The organism is Marinomonas sp. PE14-40 (assembly GCF_051623805.1).
Lineage (GTDB): Bacteria > Pseudomonadota > Gammaproteobacteria > Pseudomonadales > Marinomonadaceae > Marinomonas.
In genome coordinates this window covers 321,280-342,984 of sequence record NZ_CP130700.1, presented here as the reverse complement: position 1 = coordinate 342,984, position 21,705 = coordinate 321,280, and the positions used below count along the sequence as shown (strand labels likewise).

Here is a 21,705-nt window from a genome sequence, read left to right as displayed (position 1 = left end):
AAAACGCAGGTATTAACCGACATGGCTGAGGGTCATAGTGGTCACTCATTCGATCACTATGAGACTCATCATGAAAAAAATAATAAAAGCAGGCCTCTTCATTCTCGCATCAAGCACTAGTGTCGCGAGCCTTTGCGTTAATGCAGCTGAGATACGTATTGCTGTCGATGGTTCTTACGCGCCCTTTGCTCAGGTAAATGATAAAGGAGAGCTATATGGGTTTGACGTAGACATTGCTAAAGCTTTATGCAAAGTAATGAAAGCGGATTGTAAGATCCAAGCACAAACATGGGATGGCATGATTCCGGGCTTAAAAGTGGGTAAGTTTGATGCGGTCATTTCTTCCATGTCGATTACCCCAGAGCGCGCTAAAGTAGTGGATTTTAGCGAGCGTTATTACTCAAATGTGCTGGCGTTTATTGGCCCTAAAGATAAGCATATCGAAGTAACTGACGAAGACATTAAAGGCTTAACCATCGGGGCGTATCGATCGACTATTTCTAGCCAATACCTTGAAGATCATTATGCGGATAAGGTTAATATCAAGCTATACGATACCCAAGATCTGGCTTATTTAGACTTAAAAGCTGATCGCATTGATTTACTTTTATCCGATAAATTTCCTGCTTATAACTGGTTAAGCCAATCAGCTTCCAATTCTAGCAAGCTTGTAGCAAATCAAGACTACGAGTTTAAAGGAGAAGATATCGATATTAATGATCAAATCGCCATTGCATTAAAGAAAGGCTCGCCTCTTCGCCAAGCATTTAATCAAGCCATACAGGATATCCGTAACGATGGCACTTACCAGATCATCAATAGTAAATATTTTCCATTCAGCATTTATTAATGCTTTAGATAAAAAATCATAGCGAGTGAAAGCTTAAAATATATGAGAGACATTATGCAAAAATACCAAGCTGTTTCGACCCTAAATGTGCCACTTGATTTTAACTCTTCCCATTTGCGTGGCCCTGCTGATGCACCGGATGTGATTCATAAAGCCGTATTTAGCGGCTCTGCCAACACAACTGCAGAGATGGGCACGAACATAAACAAAGACTCTCGTTTACACCATGCTGGTGATGTTAGCTGGAGTCATGAATCTGAAGCCTTTGATGCAATCGAAGCCAAAAGTGCGGAGCTAATCGCCTCGAATCATAAGATTCTGACCTTAGGTGGTGACCATTCCATTAGTTACCCTTTGGTGAAATCCCTTGCAAATAAACATGACAATCTCACCATACTTCACTTTGACGCCCACCCAGATTTATATGATGAGCTGCAAGGAAATAAACATTCACACGCTTGCCCTTTTGCTCGCATTATGGAATCAGGCTCGGCAAACCGATTAATTCAGGTAGGGATACGCACACTCAATGCGCATCAAGCTCAGCAAGCAGAAAAGTTTGGGGTTGAAGTACATGAAATGAAACATTGGTATCCGGGTAAGGACCTTAAGATCACAGGCCCTTTGTATGTTTCGATAGATTTAGATGCATTGGATCCAGCTTATGCGCCAGGTGTGTCACATCATGAACCAGGCGGCTTAAGTGTTCGTGAGGTTCTGAGTATTCTGCAATCTATTGAGGTGCCGATTGTAGGCGCAGATATTGTTGAATATAACCCTAAACGAGACATTAACGGCATGACTGCCATGGTTTGTGCCAAATTCTACAAAGAGCTAGCTGGACTCATGCTAAGAGATTGCCAATAAGCGCTAAATTGAACGCTTAAAAAATTCTCGTAAAATAATGCTAGATTCGGTGCGCTCAACCCCATTGAGTTCACCGATTCTTTCTACTAGTTGATCATGTTTATCTGGCGACGTTGTTTGCGCTTTTAACATTAAATCAAACTGGCCACTCACTGTTTCGCATGACAATACTTCTGGCATCAACTCTAACGCACGAATCACATTATTAAAGTGTGACGCTTTTACACTTAATGCCACGCGGCTTTGTATGGCGATCTTTGGTAATAAGTCTGCATTGAGTTTAACCGCATAACCTTCAATCAAACCCGCTTGTTCCATGCGTTTTATACGTTCTTGCACTGTCGATCTTGCAAGGTGGACTTGGCGTGCAATATCAGCCGTTGGTAAGCGTGCATTAAGTTGTAACAAGGCTAGAATTTGTTTGTCTTTTGCATCTGGCGTCATTCGGGTGAGCTTCTTAATATGAAGTGAATAAGAGTTGAAACTATATCAAAGTCATCGAAATAGATCTTTGCTTTCACTTGTTTACGCTCACTTTAATACGAAGCTCTTAACCCTGTGCCCTTAAATAAGAGCGCAGGGTTAAGGTAGCGTTTTTAATCTTGGTATAGTTTTTAATGTTATTCGTTTTATAAGGCTTTTAGCTTGATATAGATTTCCATCTCAACAAAACCATCCACTCTGGCATCATTTAAGTAATGTTCCATAATAGGAAAGTGATCAGGCTCATAACCACTTTGCGGTAACCAGTCGGAATAAAAACGTAAATGCGCCTGAACCGCATCAGCACCAGAACCTTTGTAATAATGCACCGCATATTTTCCAGCAGGAATACTTGCCATAAAGTATGGCGCACTTACTGTCGTACTTTGCGCCTCTTCCGGCATAATAATCGCCGCTTCATAACGACATTTATTTAAGGGCGTTAACACAGGGTTATCATAGCAAAAAGCAAATCGTTGCTGTGCTGTCTCATCAACACCTCGTGTTTGTGCGAAGTCGATAAGCTGCCCCCAGGTTTGGTAAATGGCAGACTCCTCATACCCCCCTACACTCGACAATTTCCATACTTTTTGTTCTGATAAGTTTTTTACTTTCACATCCATTTTATTACCCATTTTTAATTGGTTTTCACCTAGCTCAACACCGTTTGGTGCAGAAGTCATATCACTTGTTGTGATGTGAGTAGGATATAAATCTGAGGGTGAAAATACTTTTCCATACTTGCTTTGTATTTTTCCTATCTTGCTCTCTTTGACATGCACTTTAGCTGGGTTTCTTAATTGAGAAGGGCTAAAACCAAAATAGAGTTTTATCGCTTTGGCAAAATTAGCACTAGAGGAAAAACCACATTCGAGTGCAATCTGTGTAATAGATAGGTCTTGATGGCAAACCAGCTTGTTAGCAGCCTTTTCCATTCGCCTGCGACCAATGTAGTCATTTAAGGTTTCATCCATCACCCCTTTAAAGATGCGATGAAAGTGAAATTCAGAAAAGTGGCTTGCTTTAGCCACTTCACTCAAAGATAAATTGGTATTTAGGTTGGTCTCTATAAATTGAAGCGCTTGCTGGATTCTAGCGAGATAGACTGAGTTCATACTTAACAACTTGGCTTCTTAATCGTAAAAAGATAACTATGAGAGTAGTAAATAGAATAGCGACAGGAAAAATAAGCGGATAGATTATCAAGTTTTAAAAACGACCTCTTTTCCAATCTTGCGCTTTACACCACGACACTCATTAAACGGGCCTTGGTGCAAACATAATAATCCCCATGCCAATAAGTGCAATACTCGCCCCTATCATGTCCCAATGGGTTGGTTTAATGCCGTCCACCAGCCATAACCATAAGATGGCAACAAAAATATAAACACCACCATAAGCCGCATACACACGACCGGACGCCTCTGGATGTAAGGATAATAACCAAGCAAACAAGGCTAAACAAAAGGCTGCTGGTATCAAGAGTAGAATACTCTTATCTTGTTTGAGCCAAAGATAAGGTAAGTAGCAACCTAGAATTTCGGCCAAAGCAGTGACTAAAAACAGGCCAATGGTTTTCAATTCAAACATATTAGACCACTACTCATTTTCAGCTCTGACATAAATCTCCAGCTCGCCGTTTCCTTGCATTGAAATATTGAAACTGATTGGACGACAGCAGACTTGGCAATCTTCTATGTATTCTTGGTCGGTATCTTCGGGGTCAATAAGAACCTCGATCACTTCCCCACAATAGGGACAAGAAACACTTTTTTCTTCGAGTTGATGCATGGTTAACCTGCTTAGCAAGATAAATGAATAAGAGGCACTTATTCTAACTCAAGGTCTTTTAAGCTGCTTGCGAATTAGTTCGATTTCTTCTCGAACACAACAACCATATTCATGGTCATTAATAAATCCCATGGACTGTAAAAAGGCAAACATGGTGGTGGGGCCAACAAACTTCCAGCCTTTCTTTTTAAGCGCTTTAGAGAGTGCGATAGATTCAACTGAAGTAGTTTGAGTTTGGGGTTCTACAACGTCTTTTGCTTCATAACGCCAAAAGAAGGCCGCTAATGAGCTTTCTTCTTGTTGCATCTCGATGGCTCTTTGTGCGTTATTAATAACCGCTTCTATTTTTCGACGATTACGTATGATGCCATCGTTTTGCAGTAATTTCTCTACATAATCACCTTGATAAAGAGCGACTTTATGAAAATCAAATTGATCAAACGCCGCACGAAAAGCCTCTCGTTTATTTAAGATGGTGCGCCAGCTCAAGCCAGATTGAAAACTCTCTAGGCACACCTTCTCAAATAGTCTTTGATCATCAATAACAGGGAATCCCCATTCTTTGTCATGATAGGCAAGAAACTCAGGAGCAGTGCCTGCCCAAGCGCATCGTGCTTTACCATCTGGGCCAATAAATGGGGCTGTCATTCAATTTCCTTTTACTTAAAAAGCATTTTTTCAATTTTGGGCTGGCATTAAGAATGCGAGCCTATCATCCAATTGATTTGGACTAATCTCGAAAATTTCAGCCGTAACGACCTTCTCGATCACAAAGGGGTCTTGTTTAACTTTATCAACTAAAGCGTCGTAGCTCAGGTTAAAAGCCATAATGCTACCACCAGCTTTTGGATTATCATCAGAAGGCTTAATACTCCCAACCATGATAAACACACCTTCTTCAACGCCTTGTTTGATCCAGTCCTTATGGCCTTGCATAAATTCAGGTGCCGACGCCTTATTTTCGGCAAAGGTTAGATAAACATTGAACATATTATTATCTCCTCATTTCCTTTAGTTTGCTCTAAAGCTCGCTTGCATAGTAGCTCATAATTTCTGCCTCAGTCATTGAGGCAGTCTCTTGGGCAAAACAATAATAATCAGGCTTTTTATCGATATAAAACTGCATAGCCATGGCTAGGCCTTCTAAGTTTTCGAATATACCGACTGGCATGTTGTAAGCTTCTGCTTTTTTGAAATAAAAATAAAGATGCGTACCGCATGATTGGCAAAACCCTCGCTTCGCCCACTCTGAAGAGTCGTACTCTTTAATATGTTCTCGCCCTTCAAATTGGACTTTGGTGCCGCACTGAACCGCGAGAAAAGGTCCGCCCCCCCAACCTCGACAAGATTGACAGTGACATGCGCTAACATCTGGCTTTACCTCTTCGGCAGTAATTTTGACTTGTCCGCATAAGCAACTTGCATTTGGCATTGGTTATTTCCTTATTTATCGTAATTTAGTCAGTCTTTTTATGATTTAGACTCAAGTGGTGAGAATTCCATTATCCAGTTGGTTTCCCATGTTGTGCCATCGTCGGTAGAGAATGCTTGTTCCCATCTTGGTTTATTTGCAGAGGATATCCATTTAAACCTCACTTTAATATTTTGCCCGTGCAGTACATCATTGGCATAAAACAAACCGATCCCTTGTGTAAAACGCCCTGTAACTGGCGTATCAAGCGCATCAGGAAAACGTGCATCTAACCACCAGATCGACCATGTTTGTGTCATTTCATTAAAGGAACGCAACGCTAAAGCACGATAACTTTCTTCTGGAAAATTGAGTAAGTTATCTTCTAAATTACCAAAGCCACCCAAGGTTTTAATGGTTGAGGAAGTACCGTCAAACTCATACCAATCCTGACAATTTTCTAAACGCTTTTTGAGCCGCCTATGCTTTACCTGCCAATGACCTATCATAAAATCAAAGTCTTTCGGTGCTTTAAGATCTGTTTCCAGCTCCAAACTTTGTTCTGAGCTCCCGCTTTCAAAAGGGTTTAACGTCTGCGCTAACATACTGGCTCCTTCTCTGACTGTTGCTTCTCTGACTGTTGTTTTTCTGGTAGTTGCTTTTCCGATAGTTGCTTCACTTGATTTGATATTGCTGGTGCTAGCTTGATCTCTGATGACAAAATCTCAAGCAGAAAGGGTTTTACCTTTTGAGTAAAAACATAAGGATTATCTTGGTATGCCTCATGACCTGCCGTGGAAATTGAAGCGGTTTGAGAGCCTTTGATAAGTGAGTTTAACTTTGCCATTTCCATCTCTGAAAATAAGTGGTCTTCTTCTCCTCTTACCAATAAACAAGGGGCTTTTATTTGCTTAACCGCTTTATCTGGGTAATAGCTGGTTTTACCTGATGTCCATAACTTAACGGCTTGCTCCACTAGGTGATCAAAATCCGGTTCTGGATTGATTCTGTCATAATAAGCAGTCGGTACGGGAAATTTAGCTCGCCATTTTGGCCCTGTCATGTTGGCTAAAAAAGGAAAACTAAAATCGTTTTTATGAATCTGTTGATGAGCAGCAATAGCAACAAGTGCTTTTACTTGAACTGCTTTTTCTGAGGTTTTATAGGAAGCGATACGATAAGCGGTAATCCCACCATCACTAAAGCCTACGATAGCAAAATGTGAAATATTCAGGTGATCAAGTAGAGCTTCTACATCTTCTTGATAGATTTTATAGCTCAGCGCTTCACTACCAAGACTGGATTTTCCATGACCTCTAAAATCTAACCCTACCAATTTATAGTCGTCGACCAAAGTACCTAAAATGGCATTAAAGTCAGTTAAATTGCCCATGCCACCATGAAGTAAGATAAGTGGAAAACCAACTGGGTTTCCTGTTACCTCATAATAAATATTGGCATCTCCCCTTGTTAAGTAGTTGCCTGCATTATGGGTAAATAGTGCCATCTCTATCTGCTCCTTGATTAAATGTTTTAACTCGAAGCAGACAGTATAATGACACCCTACTGACACCATATGTCAGTAGTAAATTAAATAATTAAAAATTTATAGCCCTTTAATATTATCCCGATTTGAATCCAACCAAGACATGAGTTTTTCAAGATGTTGGCTTAGGTCGTCTAATTCCCCGTCCTCGAAAGCAGAGTATATGTTTTGTATATCTGGACTAAAGGCTGCAATGGTACTAGAGCAGGATTTTAAACCTTTTTCACTGATTTTTAGATGTTTTTTCCGTTTATCCTTGGTATCAGGTGTGGCTATTAGCAACCCCTTATCGATCAACTGACTTGCTATTTTTGTTATGCCTGGCTGATTCATCTCCATCACTTCAGCCAACTCTGTCACTAACCAACTTCGCTTTGGATCATGGGTAAAATGAATAAGAAGCCCAAATTGAGATGAGGTTAATGCGAGCTTTGCAAAAAGCTTATTTTGTCTTGTTGTCATCAGCTGTTGCAGTATGCCAAACAAAATTGTTAACCGTACTTCTGTGCCTTCTCTATTACTCACTTTCATTATCCTCTTACCTGTAAAGCCCCTTACCTAACGCTAACAATGGGTATTTTACTTTGTATATTTTTTAAACTTTTTTAATTTTTTTAACGTTATTGCTTGACTTAGATTCCAAGGAATATAACATACATTCCATGGAATACATATTTAAAGCGAATTTTTAAAACATCTTTAAGAGTCTTTTTCTAAGGGGAATAACATGAACAGACGTAAATTTATCAGTGTACTTGGCTTAGGTACTGGCGCAGTTGCATTAACAACAGGCTTAACAAGTTGTGGCAATTTAGAATCCTCTATCTCTGCATCAAATAGCGGCCAAGATACAAGTTACGGCTGGAATGGCCCAACCTCAGATATGAAAGACATTCGTTTACAGGTATTGGCTTATGCTGTGTTAAGCCCAAATCCGCATAACATCCAACCTTGGATTATTAAACTAACAGGAGAAAAAGAGTTTGAACTTTATGTTGATCCAGAACGTTTATTGCCAGAAACAGACCCTTACTACAGACAGATTCATATTGGACAAGGGACTTTCTTAGAAACTGCTGCTATAGCAGCAACAGGCCTAAAGCATGAAGCAAAAATAACGCTTTTCCCACAGGGTATGTATAGCAATACAGAACTTGCGAATAAGCCTGTTGCGAGAGTGCGCTTAGAGGCAAATGACAAGGTTAAAACTAACCCTCTTTTTACCCATATCTTAAGCAGGCACTCTAATAAACGTGAATATAATAATGCGCCTTTGACACAGGTTCAGGCGTCTGAACTAGAGCAGTTCCATGCAAGTTATAATCAAAGCCCTTTCACATTAGTAAGCTCCCCTGCGGCTAAAAAGCAACTTGAACATGTTTTAACAAAAGCGATGCAAATTGAAGTAAAAGATAAAGCCAGAGATATGGAAACAATCAAGATGTTCCGTTTCAATGATGATGAAGTCATGAAATACCGTGATGGCTTTGGCACAGCTCAAGCAGGCCTCTCTGGTATTAAACGAATCTTGGTAGAAAACTTTTTTCTTTCTAGAGAAAGTGCGGAAAAAGACTCAACTGATTTTGGTCAACAAGCCGTTACCATGACACAGAAATCGGCAGCATCGACAGGTACCTTTGCTTGGATTAGCTCTAAGTTTAATACCCGTGAAGATCAAGTTAATGTGGGCCGTGAGTATTGCCGTATTAACCTTAAAACCATTGAGATGGGACTAGCACAACACCCTATGAGCCAAGTACTACAAGAGTATGAAGCAATGCTGCCACTACAGGGAGAGTTCAAGCGCTTTTTTAATATAAAACAAACAGACACAGTACAAATGTTATTTAGACTAGGAACAGCGGATGTAACGCCTCATGGACCAAGACGCGCATTAACAGACATGATTAAGGCGTAACTAGAGATACAAGAACGGCAAAAGATAGCTTATGTGCCAAGGGGGTAAAAAAAGCCTTCCTTGGCTCAATGCACTTACCTAACGTCCATTTTAAAAACCTAGGGAACCTGCGATTAAGTCACCTCTTCTCAGTCTTTTCAGAAAAAGTATCAATCAAGGCGTCACTTTAATGTAATGTAGGTACCTTTCGAGAAGGGACAACACAGGGTGATGCTTTTTCTGAAAGGCCCGAAGGGCGTGGTCTAAAAGCCCTATTTTTATGTTGAAGAGCTTATCAATAGAATGACTATTAAGTTGCGCTCCTCGCCATAAATCTAACGGCTTTTATCCACACGCTGAGGCGGGAGGACTTATTCGCAGGTTCCCTAGCTCCACACTCAGGGTGGCGAGTGTTTTCCCCTTTCAATCAGACTTACATCTGGTTGAAATCTTTCAAAATTGTTTCATAAGTGCCATTCGCTTGAATTTGCACAAACCCTTTGTTGAAGGCATCTCGAATTTCGATGGCATTAGGAATGCTTTTAGAAATCATAATATGCAGGTCATTATCTTCGATCGGCGGCTGTATCATTTCAATTTTATCCGCTTGCATGCCCATATCCGCTGCGACTTGTTTGGCAACCGCATAACTTTCAACATACAGATCAATCTCACCTTGATCTAAGGCTTTTAAACCTAAGCTTACTTGCTCGTAGCCTTTTAGATGTTTAAACGGATAAGCATCGAAACTTTTCGCGACAACTGTGCCATCAAGCTTGCCCAACTTATACTGATCAAGCATGTCGAATGAGCTATAAAAGTTTAGCTCGTGTCCAGTTTTTTTAAATACACCGGTTAGAACAGAGTAAATGGGCAAGGAGTAATGATAATGCTGCGCCCTTTCTTCGGAGAAATAAGCGCCAACAACAACGTCTTTCTCACCTTCTTTTACCTGCTCAAGCGCATCTGTCCAACTGGTAAATTCGATTGTGCTGTCATAACCCGCCGCTTTAAATGAAGCGTCAACTATGGCGGTGACAAAGCCCCCTTTCTCAAGAGATTCTGCATAAAAAGGTGCCCAATTAGTGGTTGTCATAGAGACATTTTGTGCCTGTGCACTACTGGGTAATGAGAAGAAAAAAAGGGCTGATGTTAATGTAATGAGAGGTGTTTTAGCGGCTATTTTCTGCAAACCTTGTGATAGCGGTTTGATTTTAAACATATTAATAAGCATAGTTTTAAACCTTTTTATTGGGGAGGTGAATAAGGTTAACGAGTTTGAGTGAGGTGTTTAGTTAATTTTGAACACTCTAATAAAGGAATGCCTCATAATTTCCCCTTTTGATAATGGATTTAGACTTAGCCTCTTTAAAGTCAATTAGGGTACATCATTTAACTGGAGAGAGATTCATATCGATAAAGCCGAAAACCTTCATCTATATAAGAGTCGATTTTGTTAAACCCAAGTTTATGCAGTATTTTATTTGAAGCGACATTCTCATCGACTGCCACGGCAATGATCTTATCTAAATCCAGAACTTCCCTTGCATACTTTAATGCGCTAGTGACAGCTTCTGTTGCTAACCCCTGCCCCCAATATTGAGGTAGTAATCGATAACCTATATCTGGGGCATTCAGCCCTTTATCAAACTTAACCCCACAAAAACCGATGACTTTTTGATCTTCTTTATGGATAAGCGCATATCGCCCGTATCCATACCTTTGATACTCAACCATCCAAATATCCCTGATAACCATGGCTGCATCATCAAGGCTTTTCACCATACCAGCATAACCTGTGTAACGAGTAACTTTTTCACAGCTAGCAAAGTCTAAAACCGCTTCTTTATCTGCCAGTGTAAACTCTCGCATTTGAAGTCTAGGGGTATCAATTAAAATCACGCACAACATCCTCTTAAGCTTTTGAAAAGATTCTATATTGCATTGGTAAAAGAGTGTATGAAGTTAGATCATTGAATAAATGAGTACTATCAGTAAAAGCGTAAAAGACTAACAAATATCTCGGATACGACAAATTTTGTCTTCTTCGAAAAAGAATTCACAACGACTATTAAATACGACTGTTTCTCCTTTTTTTAGATCCGCATTATTCATAAAAAGATCAGCGGCTAAGGTAGCTTTGTACTCAACATTAATACAAATCATGTCGCCTATCTCTTCCAGTTCAAGAATGGTTTGGCTTCTCTCGCTATAAACAAGCGCCGCTTTACTCACTAGCTCACTAAAAGCCTCTATCCCCTTAGTTTTGGATTCTATGTGGCCTTTGCGGATATTTTCAATTTCTATCCCTGTCGACAAAGTTTGCACCATGCCATCCAAGTCAAAACAATTATAAGCTTGTAAGTAGCGAACTATCAGATCTCTTTTCATTTCATTCTGCATCTAAACTTCCTTCCCTAGCCTTAAACTAATAACGCCTAAGACTAGCTCAGAAATAAACTGAATGAAAACTTGTAACTAATCCGCTAAATAATGCTGACCTAGTTTTGCACTTTCTAACCAAGCCATAAATTCGCTAACACCTTGCTCACCTTCTTTCGGCGCCCAAGCAGCAAAGTCTGATTCAGTAGCAGGCGTAAATGGGCCGGGTTTTAACTCTAGAATAATGACGTCTTCTGTTTCTGGGTAAATACTGTGCCAGGTGTTTTCAGGAAACTCTGTTCCCATGATAGGCTGATTAGGACTCAAACTTAGCTTTTCAATAACGTTACCCGCTTGATCGAAAATAACTAATGCCAGTCTTCCTTTTAACACAAGTAGCATTTCCCACTTATTCGTTTGAGAATGAAAATGAGGTCTAACATAGGTGCCTTTCTTCAAACCTATGCACATACGCTGTACAGGATCTGAGTGTTCTGTATGAAAACAATGATGTGAACGTTTACGATCGCTTTGCTCGGCTTTTTCAATTAATTCTTGGAATAGCACATCATCCAGCTTTTTCATTTTTCTTCCTGCTTTACTGTTTCAATCGTTTTTTGTGAAGGGTAATCGCTCTTACGGCTGCCATCTTAATCATTAGACCAAAAAAATCCCAGCACTTGGCTGGGATTTTTTAGCAATGCTATGTATTCACATACCAGTATTACAAGCGAACACTTTCAATCACGCGTTCTACAATCTCTTCGACTTTTGTCTCCAAGATTTCAGAGTCAGCATGGCTCTCGTCATTCGTTAACAAGGTTACCCCTGTTGCACGAACGAGATCAGCTTCTGCTTGGCTTACATCGGCTTTCGCGATTGCAACAATACCTTGACGAAGCAAAGCACGCTCAAGCGTTTTAGCTTGACCAAAACCTTCCGCTGATAAAGCAATCACGGCTGGTTTTTGACCTAAGCGAGCGGCTCTATCTTCTGCGGTTACATCTGAGTCTTCATCTATGTCAGCAACTTTCTCTTCTACCATGCCGGCACCAACGGTGACGTTAGATAGACGATCAATAACAATCAAGGCACCGGTTAGACGGCTATCTTGATATTGGTCGAAAGCAACGGGTGCATCAAACTGAATAACACAATCACCGATGCCATTAAGCTCTAGTGATTCGATTTCACTGTGCTCAAGAGTATTTACATCTACTCTATGGTTAAAGTGGTGCACTTTACCCGGTACCGTTTGTGTACCTAGTTTAAAGTCATACAACTTGCCAGGCACTAGTGGGTGATCGGCCATCCATACAATAGACGCTCTTAAGGTGCTTGCCATTAGAGGCTCACAACCTACATGCGCAAGCATGTCACCACGACTGATATCGATTTCATCTTCTAGTGTGATAGTCACGGCTTCGCCAGCGCGTGCTTCATCTAGATTGCCGTCATAAGTAACAATCGCATCGACTTTACTGGTTTTGCCTGATGGCAAAGCAATAACGTCATCACCTGGTTTCACAGAACCCGCTGCAATTGTGCCGGCAAAACCACGAAAATCTAGGTTAGGACGGTTTACATATTGCACAGGCAAACGGAAGTGATTGCTCTTAACATCACGATCAATCTGAACACTCTCAAGAATGTTCATCAAAGCGCCACCTGTATACCAAGGTGTGCTGCTTGATTCATTTACAACGTTATCACCACGAAGTGCAGATAAAGGTACAAAACGAATATCTTCGCTGGCACGGTTACCTAATTGCTCAGTAAAGGCTAGGTATTCCGATTTAATTTCGTTGAATCTGTCTTCTGAGAAGTCAACCAAGTCCATCTTGTTAACGGCAACCACTAGGTGTTTAATCCCTAGCAAAGCCGCAATGTAACTGTGACGACGAGTCTGAGTTTGTACACCGTAACGCGCATCAATCAAGATAATCGCTAGATCACAGGTAGACGCACCTGTTGCCATATTACGTGTGTATTGTTCGTGCCCTGGTGTGTCAGCAATGATGAACTTACGCTTCTCTGTTGAGAAATAGCGGTAAGCAACATCAATGGTAATACCCTGTTCACGTTCAGCTTGTAGGCCATCTACCAAAAGCGCTAAATCAACTTCTTCACCTTGAGTGCCTGACTTTTTACTGTCACGTTTTACGGCTTCTAGGTGATCTTCAAAAATAAGTTTTGAGTCATGCAATAGACGCCCGATAAGGGTACTTTTACCATCATCAACGTTACCGCAAGTTAACAAACGCAGCATGTCTTTTTCTTCGTGCTGCTTTAAGTAACCAAGAATGTCTTGGCTGATCAATTCTGACTGGTGCGACATTATCTAACTCCTAGAAATAACCTTGTTTTTTCTTCTCTTCCATTGACCCTGAAGAGTCATGGTCGATTACTCGCCCTTGGCGCTCTGAACTTTTTGTCAGTAGCATTTCCTGAATAATTTCAGGCAAGGTCGCCGCTTCAGAATCCACAGCACCGGTCAATGGGTAGCAACCCAAGGTACGGAAACGTACAGATTTCATTTCAGGTACTTCACCCTCTTTTAATGGCATACGCTCATCATCAACCATGATCATAGTGCCATCACGCTCTACCACTGGACGTGGTTTTGCGAAGTAAAGAGGAACAATTGGAATACTTTCTAGGTAGATATATTGCCAGATGTCCAACTCGGTCCAGTTAGATAGAGGGAAAACTCGAATACTTTCGCCTTTATTCACTTTACCGTTATAGATGTTCCATAATTCAGGACGTTGGTTTTTTGGATCCCAACGGTGCTGTTTATCACGGAACGAATAAACACGTTCTTTTGCTCGTGATTTCTCTTCATCACGACGCGCACCACCAAATGCAGCATCAAAGCCGTATTTGTCTAATGCTTGCTTCAAACCTTGGGTTTTCATCACGTCGGTATGTTTTGCACTACCATGTGTAAATGGACCTACACCCTGATCAATACCTTCTTGGTTTTGATGAACCAAAAGCTCAAGACCTAATTTCGCCACCATTTCATCACGAAAGCTGATCATTTCTTTAAACTTCCAACCTGTATCCACGTGCATTAGTGGGAAAGGTGGTTTACCTGGGTAAAAGGCTTTCATGGCCAAATGCAACATAACAGCAGAGTCTTTACCTACTGAATACAGCATTACAGGATTATCAAATTCAGCAGCCACTTCACGAATGATATGGATACTTTCAGCTTCAAGCTGCTTTAAATGAGTGAGTCTCGCCTCGTTCATAATTTCCTATCTCAGTTGTGTCCGACTTTTAAACCCTTCAAATCTTTAACAATTCAAAGTCGTTAAAAGTGAATGGATTCGGCATTTGATGGATACTATACAGGCAAGCTATTTTCAAAAAAAGTTATAAGCAGGTGTTTTTATAGAACATTTATACATATATATATTTAAAATGAACTACATAAGCTGAGCCTATGAAGTTCACTTTAAAGACAAACAATTCCAATAAGAAACTTTTTACGTTTAATTTGGCAGGTTACGCATGACTAAGCCGTATTCAATATCAGCAGGCTCACTCTCACACGGGATACTCACCACATGACCAGAGCCAGGCGCAACACTCACGCTTTCGCCTTTTTTATTCAACATGGTATTAATGAATATAGTTCTTGAGCCTTTTGGTGTGATCAGTTCGACACTGTCGCCCACTTTAAAGCGGTTTTTAACATCCAAGGTTAACATGCCGTTGTGCCAGCCTTTCATCTCAGCCACAAATTGCTGCTTAGTGGATTGAGAATTGCCATGTTGATAGTTCTGATACTTATCATGCACATGGCGACGGTAAAACCCTTCGGTATACCCTCTATTCGCTAAGCCTTCTAATCTATCCATAAGACTCATATCAAACGCACGACCATGGGTTGCATCATCAATCGCTTGGCGATAAAGCTGAGCTGTGCGTGCTGCATAAAAATGAGATTTGGTACGTCCTTCAATTTTTAATGAATGCACACCCATTTCAATCAATTTTTCCACATGCTGAATGGCTCTAAGATCACGTGAGTTCATGATGTAGGTGCCATGCTCATCTTCAAACGCAGGCATGTACTCACCTTCGCGACCCTGCTCACGTAATAACACCACATCATCGTAGGGCTTACCTTCGCCTAAAGTGGTTTTGAAATCATCATTTTCACCCAATGCGAGTTGGTCAAAACCTGATGGATCGAACATTTGTGCTTCTTTCTTAGCTTGTTCGTATAAATGACTACCGTCAGCAGGCACGATATCACCGGACAGTTCTTCTTTGGCATCTTTAACATCATACTGCCAACGGCACGAATTGGTGCATGAGCCTTGGTTTGGATCACGTCGATTAAAGTAACCAGACAATAGACAACGACCAGAATAGGCGATACACAAAGAACCATGAACAAAGGTTTCAATTTCCATATCAGGTACTTTTACACGTATCTCTGCAATCTCATCCAAAGACAATTCACGGGATAAAATGACACGTTTAAGGCCATAGTCATGCCAAAACTTAACCGTCGCCCAGTTTACGGCATTGGCTTGAACAGAAAGGTGTAACTCTTGATCAGGCCATTTTTCTTTAATCAGCATCATCATGCCAGGGTCAGACATAATTAGCGCATCAGGGCCCATTTCGATAACCGGTTCTATATCGCGTAAATAGGTTTTAATTTTGGCATTATGAGGGGCGATATTACTGGCGACATACAGTTTTTTACCTTGGGCATGGGCTTCTTCTATACCCGTTGCGAGGTTCGCCATGTCAAAGTCGTTATTTCTCACCCTTAGGCTATATCTAGGCTGGCCTGCGTATACGGCATCAGCGCCATAGGCAAAAGCGTAACGCATATTTTTTAGGGTACCCGCTGGAGAAAGTAGTTCTGTCATAAGTCATTCACGTCGATTTTAAAAATGGGCGCATTTTAATCGAGTGACTAAAGGGGAAAAGCAAAAACAAAAAAAAGGCCGACTTAGTCGACCTTTTTATGATTTGAATCAAATTTTTTAAATTATTAATTCCATATTATGAGATAAATTGAGCTTATAAGCTTTGACCTATTATGGCTCTGCACTCAATTGTTGCTCCAACATAATTTGATTAACTTGGGTATCGATTCGGTTAAGTTTGCCATTCACTTGGATTCTAAAGGCATCAATTGCATTAATTGCTTCTTGATGGTCATCCAGTTGAGCTTTCAAGTTTGCTGGCATATCCGGTTTAGCACTGCGTAAACCTTCTACTTTTTCATCAATTTTACTAATACTTGCTTCAATCTTCGCTAAAGTATCTGCCAAAGATTTAACCTGATTAGACACACTTTGATTGTTAGTTTGCATTGTTTTAATGGTATTCAGCAAATTATCAATTTGCCCATTTTGTTGTTCCACTTTTACAATCAAGCTTGCTGTTTCATCACCCATTTTAGATAAAGTTTGCCCTGTAACATCTTGCTCTTCACGCATGGCGTCAATTTCAAAGGCACGGGTTTGGCTATCCTGTTCGACCTGATTCAAATTACCTAACAATTTATGGTAATTTGCTTCAATGTCATTTACTGCTTCACCTTGAACAGCAACAAGCTTACCTTGCGTTGCAAGGGATTCACGTAAATTAGATTGCTTTTTATCTATATTGGTAACATTTGTTGTATTGGCTTTAATTGCCTTACGGTTGGTGTCATAAGACACGCCCCATAGTTTGCGGATCTCACTGTTGTGATTCTTTAACGTCTCTGCAACCGTCAAGTCTTGTTCATTGGCAGACACATCTGCCGCTAACAGTTGATGATCTAAGTTAGTTAGTTGAGTATTAGTAGCAGCGAGCTCGGATTTTAATCTTTGGTTGTCTTGCCAGACCCAAAAACCCGCAGCGCAAGCAGCACCAACAAATAAAAATAGCAGCAGGTATACCCCAATTAAACTAGGCTTTTTATATTGCACTTGGGGTTGTGCTTTTGCCTCATTTAAGGGTTTAGCTTTAGTCGAAGCGGGAGCCAGTCGTCTCTTCGTTGTGGATTGATTAGTACGACGGTCACTGACTTCATCTTGGTCCAAGGTAAGGCTTGGAATTTCTACATCATCATCTTGTCTTGGCATTGAATTCTTACTGAGCCCTTGTTTTGAATGAAAAAAAGGATAACCACACAAATTGAAGGAATATTATCTTCAATTCTTCGGTGCTATTATATATGCACCATTAACTGCTTGATAACAAGCATTTTTCAATATGAAATCGCAGGAGAAAAGAAATGGCGTTTGAATTACCAGCTCTACCATACGCAAAAGATGCTCTAGAGCCTCACATGTCAGCGGAAACATTGGACTTCCACCACGGCAAACACCATAACACTTATGTTGTTAAATTAAATGGTCTTGTTCCTGGTTCTGAGTTTGAAGGCAAAAGCCTAGAAGACATCATTGCATCAGCTCCAGCTGGTCCTGTATTCAACAATGCAGCACAAATCTGGAACCACACTTTCTTCTGGAACAGCCTAAGCCCACAAGGTGGCGGTCAACCAGCAGGCGCACTAGCTGACGCAATCAATGCTAAATGGGGTTCTTTCGAAGAGTTCCAAGCAGCATTCAACGACAAAGCAGTTAACAACTTCGGTTCTAGCTGGACTTGGTTGGTAAAAACAGCTGAAGGCGAATTAGACATTGTTAACACTAGCAATGCTGGCACTCCTTCTACTGACGGTTACACAGCACTATTGACTGTTGACCTTTGGGAACACGCTTACTACATCGACTACCGTAACGTTCGTCCTGATTACCTAAAAGGTTTCTGGGCGCTAGCTAACTGGGATTTTGCTGCTGCTAACTTTGCTGCATAAAATCAGTTAGTTTTGTTTTAAGTCTTGGCTTAAGGGTTTGTGGAAACACTTAAGTCAATTTAAGACAAATAAAAACGCGATTCAAACCCAGTCTGAATCGCGTTTTTTTATGCTCAAATGTTAGTCACAACTTTTATGATGCGTCTTTCGCTGCTTTTGCTGCTAATTTAGTTTGAATAAAAACGGAATGAGGCACATATAAGAGTTCACAGATACGCCTGATACGATAATCTTCGTACTCGTCCAGCACGCCATCAGCGTAGGCAACACGCCACAGAGCACCTACAAGGGCTTCTTTTTCATCCTTACCGGCATGTTCATTAATGGCATTGGTAAATTGAAACATATCATTTGCAGATTCAACGGATTGTTTCATGTCAAGGTAGAGCTGCTCAACTTGCTCTAGTCCTGTTTCTTTCTCAATTAATTTTAAAACCTGCTGCTTTTCAGTCTCTTCTATTTTTTCATCTGCCAACATCACTTCAATTAGCAGTGCAGCAACGGCTTGTTGATAGGAAACGGGCTCTATCGTTTCCTCTGGATCTTGAAATTGTTCAATAATTTTTTTAAATGCAGCTAACATGCTTTCTCCATTTACTTATTTTCTAAGACTTGATTTAAATAGGCTAAATTCAAATCAATCAATTTATTTGGAAATTGTCGATAATCAGGATAAGGGCAGAGAATCAGGTTTTGATCGACTTTTAAAAGGCCTTTGTCATCTACTTGAGTGAAGTCTCTAATCTCTTTCAATGCAGACTGCATTTGACCACCGCAAACATAATAAATTTTATCCTGATCAAAATATTCTGGCATTTGAAATAAAATGCACTCACTTTCTTGTACCAATCTAGTGTCTCGGTATTCCCGCCAATCCATTTTAGCTGCCGTCAGCTTCGCCATAATTGTGAGAATTTTGCGCCAATGATTTCCATCCTGAGCAATAATGTCGGTCACAGAAGGTTGATTTAAATGACCATTCGGTGTGACTAAATACTCTCCTTTAGGTGGCGTTGGTAGAATAAACACCGTTTTTGCAAGCCCATAGGCACACCCTAAACTAAACACTGTTTTTCCTTTCTCCTTTAAACATCATACTGCAAAAAAACCATGATTTAAGATATGGCTATAATAGCATTTTGATTTACACAAAAGTTCCTTGATTGATACAAGTTAACAACTAGAGTGAAACTTGACAGTGAAGTCGTTTCATAAAACAATATAGCAATAAATTATAAGCTTATATTGGATTAGAATATGCAATTTATTAATTCAGGTGTTATCGGTGGCGTTTTAATTGGTTTGGCAGCACTGCTTTACTTACTTTTATATGGCCGTGTATTAGGTGTTAGTGGCTTAATCAATCAGACTGTTTTTAAACAAACAGCTAATAAAAGCAAAGAACAAGGCTCTAATAAATTTTATCTCGGCATGATTTTAATTGGCACCTTAATAGGAGGCAGTAGTTACGGGGTATTTTTTGAGCCTCAATTTGTTATGCCAAGTGATCGCTCCCCTCTTCTTCTCATTATTGCGGGCCTTATTGTCGGCTTTGGCACCCGAATGGGTAATGGCTGTACTAGTGGCCATGGGGTATGTGGCACTTCAAGAGGATCTTTACGCTCTATCATGGCAACCGTAACCTTTATGATCAGCGCCATAATAACGGTTTATGTGTCTAGCCGACTTTTTCAATTAGGGGCCTAACATGAGTAACAATATTAATAGCAATATGGTTTCTAATAAGGACAAGTCATCTCTTATATTCCACCTTTTTATGCACTTGATAATAGGCATTTTATTTGGTGCTGGCCTTGCAATATCCGAGATGGCAAACCCAAATGCGGTATTAAGCTTTCTCGATGTTAGCGCTATTTTTACTCAAGATAGCCCTTTTAGTAAAAATGCGAGTTGGAATCCAGATCTTATTTTTGTCATGGTGTCGGCAATTTTGGTTGGTGTTTTGGCCTATGCCATTAAGAATAAGATGACAAAACCTAAATTTACATCGATTTGGCGACTGCCAAGCAAGCTCACTCTAGATAAGCCTTTAATATTTGGTGCTATCTTCTTTGGTATTGGTTGGGGCCTTGCTGGCTACTGTCCAGGTCCCGCTTTAACGGCTTTGGTGAACAATCCAATGGAAGGTGTGTATTTTCTTTCTTCCATGTTAGTGGGCAGTTTTGCCTTCCAAACAGTATCAACAATGAGAAAAACCTAGCAGCAATCCTTTATTTTTCTTACCATCCCTATTCTACTAGTTTGATTTAAATTACTGATAAATTAATTTGAATCATTGGGACTTTCGCATTTTTGATTGATGGAACTTAACAAATGAAACTCGACTCGATTCATATCTACCCAGTTAAATCTATAGCCGGCATCTCGCTAGAGACTAGCCAAGTGAAACAAAGCGGCTTATTCGATGATCGACGTTATATGTTAGTCCTAGCCAATGGCAACTTTGTGACTGCTAGAAAGTACCCTATATTGACTCAAATTCACGCTCATTATGATGCCCAAGGGTTACTTTCCCTTAGTTATCAAGACAAAAAAGTTACGCTAGAGCAAAGCACTTATAGTGCGGATTATAAGTCAGTCAAAATTTGGGGAACACAGGTTTCAGCTCAAATCTGTGGCCAACAGTATAATGACTGGTTTAGCCAAGTTATTGGTAAAGAGGTTGAACTAGTGTATTTCGGTGAGCAATCTGAAAGAGTGACAGGCAAGCGCCCAGACAAACCTGTTGCCTTTGCTGATGGTTATCCTTTCTTAATTACCTCAAAAGCCTCTTTAGAAGCATTACAAGCAGTTTGCCCAGAAAAAGTGAGCATCACTCAGTTTAGAGCTAATCTGATTATTGATGATTGTGACGCCTTTGCCGAAGACACTTGGGCAAGATTTAAAATTGGGGATGTCATTTTTGAAACGGTGAAGCCTTGTGTCCGTTGTACGCTCACAACAGTAGACCCAGAAACAGGTGAGTTTAATAGCCAAGGCGAGCCCTTTAAGAGCCTTAAAAACTTTCGTTTTTTAAAGAAGGAAGGCAAAGACAAAGGCCCAACTTTTGGTATGAATATCGTAGCGATTAATGAAGGGAATATTAAAGCAGGTGATACTTTAGAGGTATTAGAATACCGAGAAGCAGAAGTTTATAACACGCTTTAAGGAAGGTAATAGCTTAAGTGTTACTTATACTTTTTAAGTAACACTTAAGTTAATCCTAATGAAAACAAAAACTTAAAATATTAAGTTAAGATAGTTCCATTTCTCTAGTTTCTTCAGGCTGACTAAACATAGTTTGCAATGTTTGCATCAGTACCATCACCCTCTGATCCGCAATCGTATAATAGATTGTTTGAGAATCCCTTCTTGTTGCAACCAAATTATCTTTACGAAGTACGGCTAAATGCTGAGACAAAGCAGACTGACTTAAGCTAACACTTTTATTCAATGCTCCAACAGACAATTCACCTGACTGTAAAGTACATAAAATCATCAGCCTATGTTCGTTACTGATAGCTTTAAGTAGGCTTGCAGCCTGACCTGTATGCGCTAAGAGTTCAGGAAAAAATATATTACTCGCTAGCATAACCACTCTCTAACCCGTTACTTTTTGTAACCACCATGTTAC

General features: G+C 40.2%; 28 protein-coding genes. 7 read left to right on the top strand and 21 right to left on the bottom strand.

Annotated features, from left to right (window positions below; all coding sequences use genetic code 11):
* Window positions 1–70: 70 nt before the first annotated feature.
* Both Q0A08_RS01505 and speB read left to right on the top strand, forming a co-directional pair.
* Window positions 71–850 (top strand): transporter substrate-binding domain-containing protein, encoded by a 780-nt coding sequence (locus Q0A08_RS01505; protein WP_438464375.1) that lies wholly within the window; start codon window positions 71–73, stop codon window positions 848–850.
* A gap of 54 nt (window positions 851–904) precedes the next feature.
* A complete protein-coding gene (gene speB, locus Q0A08_RS01500; RefSeq protein ID WP_438464374.1) occupies window positions 905–1,717 on the top strand; it encodes an agmatinase in 813 nt (270 codons plus the stop codon).
* A gap of 3 nt (window positions 1,718–1,720) precedes the next feature.
* Here speB and Q0A08_RS01495 read toward each other — a convergent pair whose 3' ends face one another.
* The 10 genes from Q0A08_RS01495 to Q0A08_RS01450 all read right to left on the bottom strand — a co-directional run bounded on the left by Q0A08_RS01495 (window position 1,721) and on the right by Q0A08_RS01450 (window position 7,473).
* On the bottom strand, window positions 1,721–2,161 hold the full coding sequence (locus Q0A08_RS01495; RefSeq protein ID WP_438464373.1) for an Lrp/AsnC family transcriptional regulator: 441 nt from the start codon (window positions 2,159–2,161) through the stop codon (window positions 1,721–1,723).
* Between the two features lie 185 nt (window positions 2,162–2,346).
* The gene (locus Q0A08_RS01490) at window positions 2,347–3,315 is read right to left on the bottom strand and encodes an AraC family transcriptional regulator (RefSeq protein ID WP_438464372.1); all 969 of its coding nucleotides are present in this window, start codon (window positions 3,313–3,315) and stop codon (window positions 2,347–2,349) included.
* Window positions 3,316–3,457: 142 nt separating this feature from the next.
* Window positions 3,458–3,790 (bottom strand): YnfA family protein, encoded by a 333-nt coding sequence (locus tag Q0A08_RS01485; RefSeq protein WP_438464371.1) that lies wholly within the window; start codon window positions 3,788–3,790, stop codon window positions 3,458–3,460.
* Window positions 3,791–3,799: 9 nt separating this feature from the next.
* On the bottom strand, window positions 3,800–3,991 hold the full coding sequence (locus tag Q0A08_RS01480; RefSeq protein WP_438464370.1) for a CPXCG motif-containing cysteine-rich protein: 192 nt from the start codon (window positions 3,989–3,991) through the stop codon (window positions 3,800–3,802).
* 48 nt (window positions 3,992–4,039) lie between these two features.
* Complete coding sequence (locus Q0A08_RS01475; protein WP_438464369.1) at window positions 4,040–4,639, bottom strand: DNA-3-methyladenine glycosylase I; 600 nt, start codon at window positions 4,637–4,639, stop codon at window positions 4,040–4,042.
* A gap of 30 nt (window positions 4,640–4,669) precedes the next feature.
* Entirely contained in the window at window positions 4,670–4,981 is a 312-nt protein-coding gene (locus tag Q0A08_RS01470; protein WP_438464368.1) for a YciI family protein, read from the bottom strand.
* 31 nt (window positions 4,982–5,012) lie between these two features.
* Window positions 5,013–5,423 (bottom strand): GFA family protein, encoded by a 411-nt coding sequence (locus tag Q0A08_RS01465; RefSeq protein WP_438464367.1) that lies wholly within the window; start codon window positions 5,421–5,423, stop codon window positions 5,013–5,015.
* A 38-nt stretch (window positions 5,424–5,461) separates the two neighbouring features.
* Window positions 5,462–6,007 (bottom strand): DUF1579 domain-containing protein, encoded by a 546-nt coding sequence (locus Q0A08_RS01460; protein ID WP_438464366.1) that lies wholly within the window; start codon window positions 6,005–6,007, stop codon window positions 5,462–5,464.
* Window positions 6,001–6,909, bottom strand: coding sequence for an alpha/beta fold hydrolase (locus Q0A08_RS01455; protein WP_438464365.1), 909 nt, complete (start codon window positions 6,907–6,909; stop codon window positions 6,001–6,003). Before Q0A08_RS01455 ends, Q0A08_RS01460 begins: the two co-directional genes overlap by 7 nt.
* 99 nt (window positions 6,910–7,008) lie before the next feature.
* Window positions 7,009–7,473: a MarR family winged helix-turn-helix transcriptional regulator gene (locus tag Q0A08_RS01450; protein ID WP_438464364.1), complete on the bottom strand. Its 465-nt coding sequence runs from the start codon at window positions 7,471–7,473 to the stop codon at window positions 7,009–7,011.
* 202 nt (window positions 7,474–7,675) lie between these two features.
* Here Q0A08_RS01450 and Q0A08_RS01445 point away from each other — a divergent pair, with 202 nt between their 5' ends.
* Window positions 7,676–8,866: an Acg family FMN-binding oxidoreductase gene (locus tag Q0A08_RS01445; RefSeq protein ID WP_438464363.1), complete on the top strand. Its 1,191-nt coding sequence runs from the start codon at window positions 7,676–7,678 to the stop codon at window positions 8,864–8,866.
* Window positions 8,867–9,278: 412 nt separating this feature from the next.
* Here Q0A08_RS01445 and Q0A08_RS01440 read toward each other — a convergent pair whose 3' ends face one another.
* From Q0A08_RS01440 to Q0A08_RS01405, 8 genes are all read right to left on the bottom strand, one after another.
* Entirely contained in the window at window positions 9,279–10,079 is an 801-nt protein-coding gene (locus Q0A08_RS01440; protein WP_438464362.1) for a substrate-binding periplasmic protein, read from the bottom strand.
* A gap of 158 nt (window positions 10,080–10,237) precedes the next feature.
* The gene (locus tag Q0A08_RS01435) at window positions 10,238–10,747 is read right to left on the bottom strand and encodes a GNAT family N-acetyltransferase (protein ID WP_438464361.1); all 510 of its coding nucleotides are present in this window, start codon (window positions 10,745–10,747) and stop codon (window positions 10,238–10,240) included.
* 108 nt (window positions 10,748–10,855) lie between these two features.
* Window positions 10,856–11,248, bottom strand: coding sequence for a nuclear transport factor 2 family protein (locus Q0A08_RS01430; RefSeq protein ID WP_438464360.1), 393 nt, complete (start codon window positions 11,246–11,248; stop codon window positions 10,856–10,858).
* Between the two features lie 75 nt (window positions 11,249–11,323).
* Window positions 11,324–11,812 (bottom strand): WbuC family cupin fold metalloprotein, encoded by a 489-nt coding sequence (locus Q0A08_RS01425; protein WP_438464359.1) that lies wholly within the window; start codon window positions 11,810–11,812, stop codon window positions 11,324–11,326.
* A gap of 139 nt (window positions 11,813–11,951) precedes the next feature.
* Window positions 11,952–13,565 (bottom strand): sulfate adenylyltransferase subunit CysN, encoded by a 1,614-nt coding sequence (gene cysN, locus Q0A08_RS01420; protein WP_438464358.1) that lies wholly within the window; start codon window positions 13,563–13,565, stop codon window positions 11,952–11,954.
* Between the two features lie 10 nt (window positions 13,566–13,575).
* Window positions 13,576–14,484: a sulfate adenylyltransferase subunit CysD gene (gene cysD / locus Q0A08_RS01415; protein WP_438464357.1), complete on the bottom strand. Its 909-nt coding sequence runs from the start codon at window positions 14,482–14,484 to the stop codon at window positions 13,576–13,578.
* Window positions 14,485–14,727: 243 nt separating this feature from the next.
* A complete protein-coding gene (gene trhP / locus Q0A08_RS01410) occupies window positions 14,728–16,125 on the bottom strand; it encodes a prephenate-dependent tRNA uridine(34) hydroxylase TrhP (protein WP_438464356.1) in 1,398 nt (465 codons plus the stop codon).
* Between the two features lie 171 nt (window positions 16,126–16,296).
* A complete protein-coding gene (locus Q0A08_RS01405) occupies window positions 16,297–17,334 on the bottom strand; it encodes a hypothetical protein (protein ID WP_438464355.1) in 1,038 nt (345 codons plus the stop codon).
* A 152-nt stretch (window positions 17,335–17,486) separates the two neighbouring features.
* Here Q0A08_RS01405 and Q0A08_RS01400 point away from each other — a divergent pair, with 152 nt between their 5' ends.
* Window positions 17,487–18,071 (top strand): superoxide dismutase, encoded by a 585-nt coding sequence (locus tag Q0A08_RS01400; protein ID WP_046019125.1) that lies wholly within the window; start codon window positions 17,487–17,489, stop codon window positions 18,069–18,071.
* A gap of 133 nt (window positions 18,072–18,204) precedes the next feature.
* On the opposite strand, the gene Q0A08_RS01395 is transcribed toward Q0A08_RS01400, so the two are convergent.
* Both Q0A08_RS01395 and Q0A08_RS01390 read right to left on the bottom strand, forming a co-directional pair.
* The gene (locus Q0A08_RS01395) at window positions 18,205–18,654 is read right to left on the bottom strand and encodes a TerB family tellurite resistance protein (RefSeq protein ID WP_438464354.1); all 450 of its coding nucleotides are present in this window, start codon (window positions 18,652–18,654) and stop codon (window positions 18,205–18,207) included.
* A gap of 11 nt (window positions 18,655–18,665) precedes the next feature.
* Window positions 18,666–19,139: a DUF6942 family protein gene (locus tag Q0A08_RS01390; RefSeq protein WP_438464353.1), complete on the bottom strand. Its 474-nt coding sequence runs from the start codon at window positions 19,137–19,139 to the stop codon at window positions 18,666–18,668.
* A 189-nt stretch (window positions 19,140–19,328) separates the two neighbouring features.
* Between Q0A08_RS01390 and Q0A08_RS01385 the strand changes: the two genes are divergently transcribed.
* From Q0A08_RS01385 to Q0A08_RS01375, 3 genes are all read left to right on the top strand, one after another.
* The gene (locus Q0A08_RS01385) at window positions 19,329–19,778 is read left to right on the top strand and encodes a YeeE/YedE family protein (RefSeq protein WP_438464352.1); all 450 of its coding nucleotides are present in this window, start codon (window positions 19,329–19,331) and stop codon (window positions 19,776–19,778) included.
* 1 nt (window position 19,779) lies between these two features.
* Entirely contained in the window at window positions 19,780–20,292 is a 513-nt protein-coding gene (locus tag Q0A08_RS01380) for a DUF6691 family protein (protein WP_438464351.1), read from the top strand.
* Between the two features lie 113 nt (window positions 20,293–20,405).
* Complete coding sequence (locus Q0A08_RS01375; RefSeq protein WP_438464350.1) at window positions 20,406–21,239, top strand: MOSC domain-containing protein; 834 nt, start codon at window positions 20,406–20,408, stop codon at window positions 21,237–21,239.
* 85 nt (window positions 21,240–21,324) lie between these two features.
* On the opposite strand, the gene Q0A08_RS01370 is transcribed toward Q0A08_RS01375, so the two are convergent.
* Window positions 21,325–21,663 carry an ArsR/SmtB family transcription factor gene (locus Q0A08_RS01370; protein WP_438464349.1) on the bottom strand — a complete coding sequence of 113 codons (339 nt, stop codon included), beginning with the start codon at window positions 21,661–21,663 and terminating at the stop codon, window positions 21,325–21,327.
* Between the last annotated feature and the right edge of the window lie 42 nt (window positions 21,664–21,705).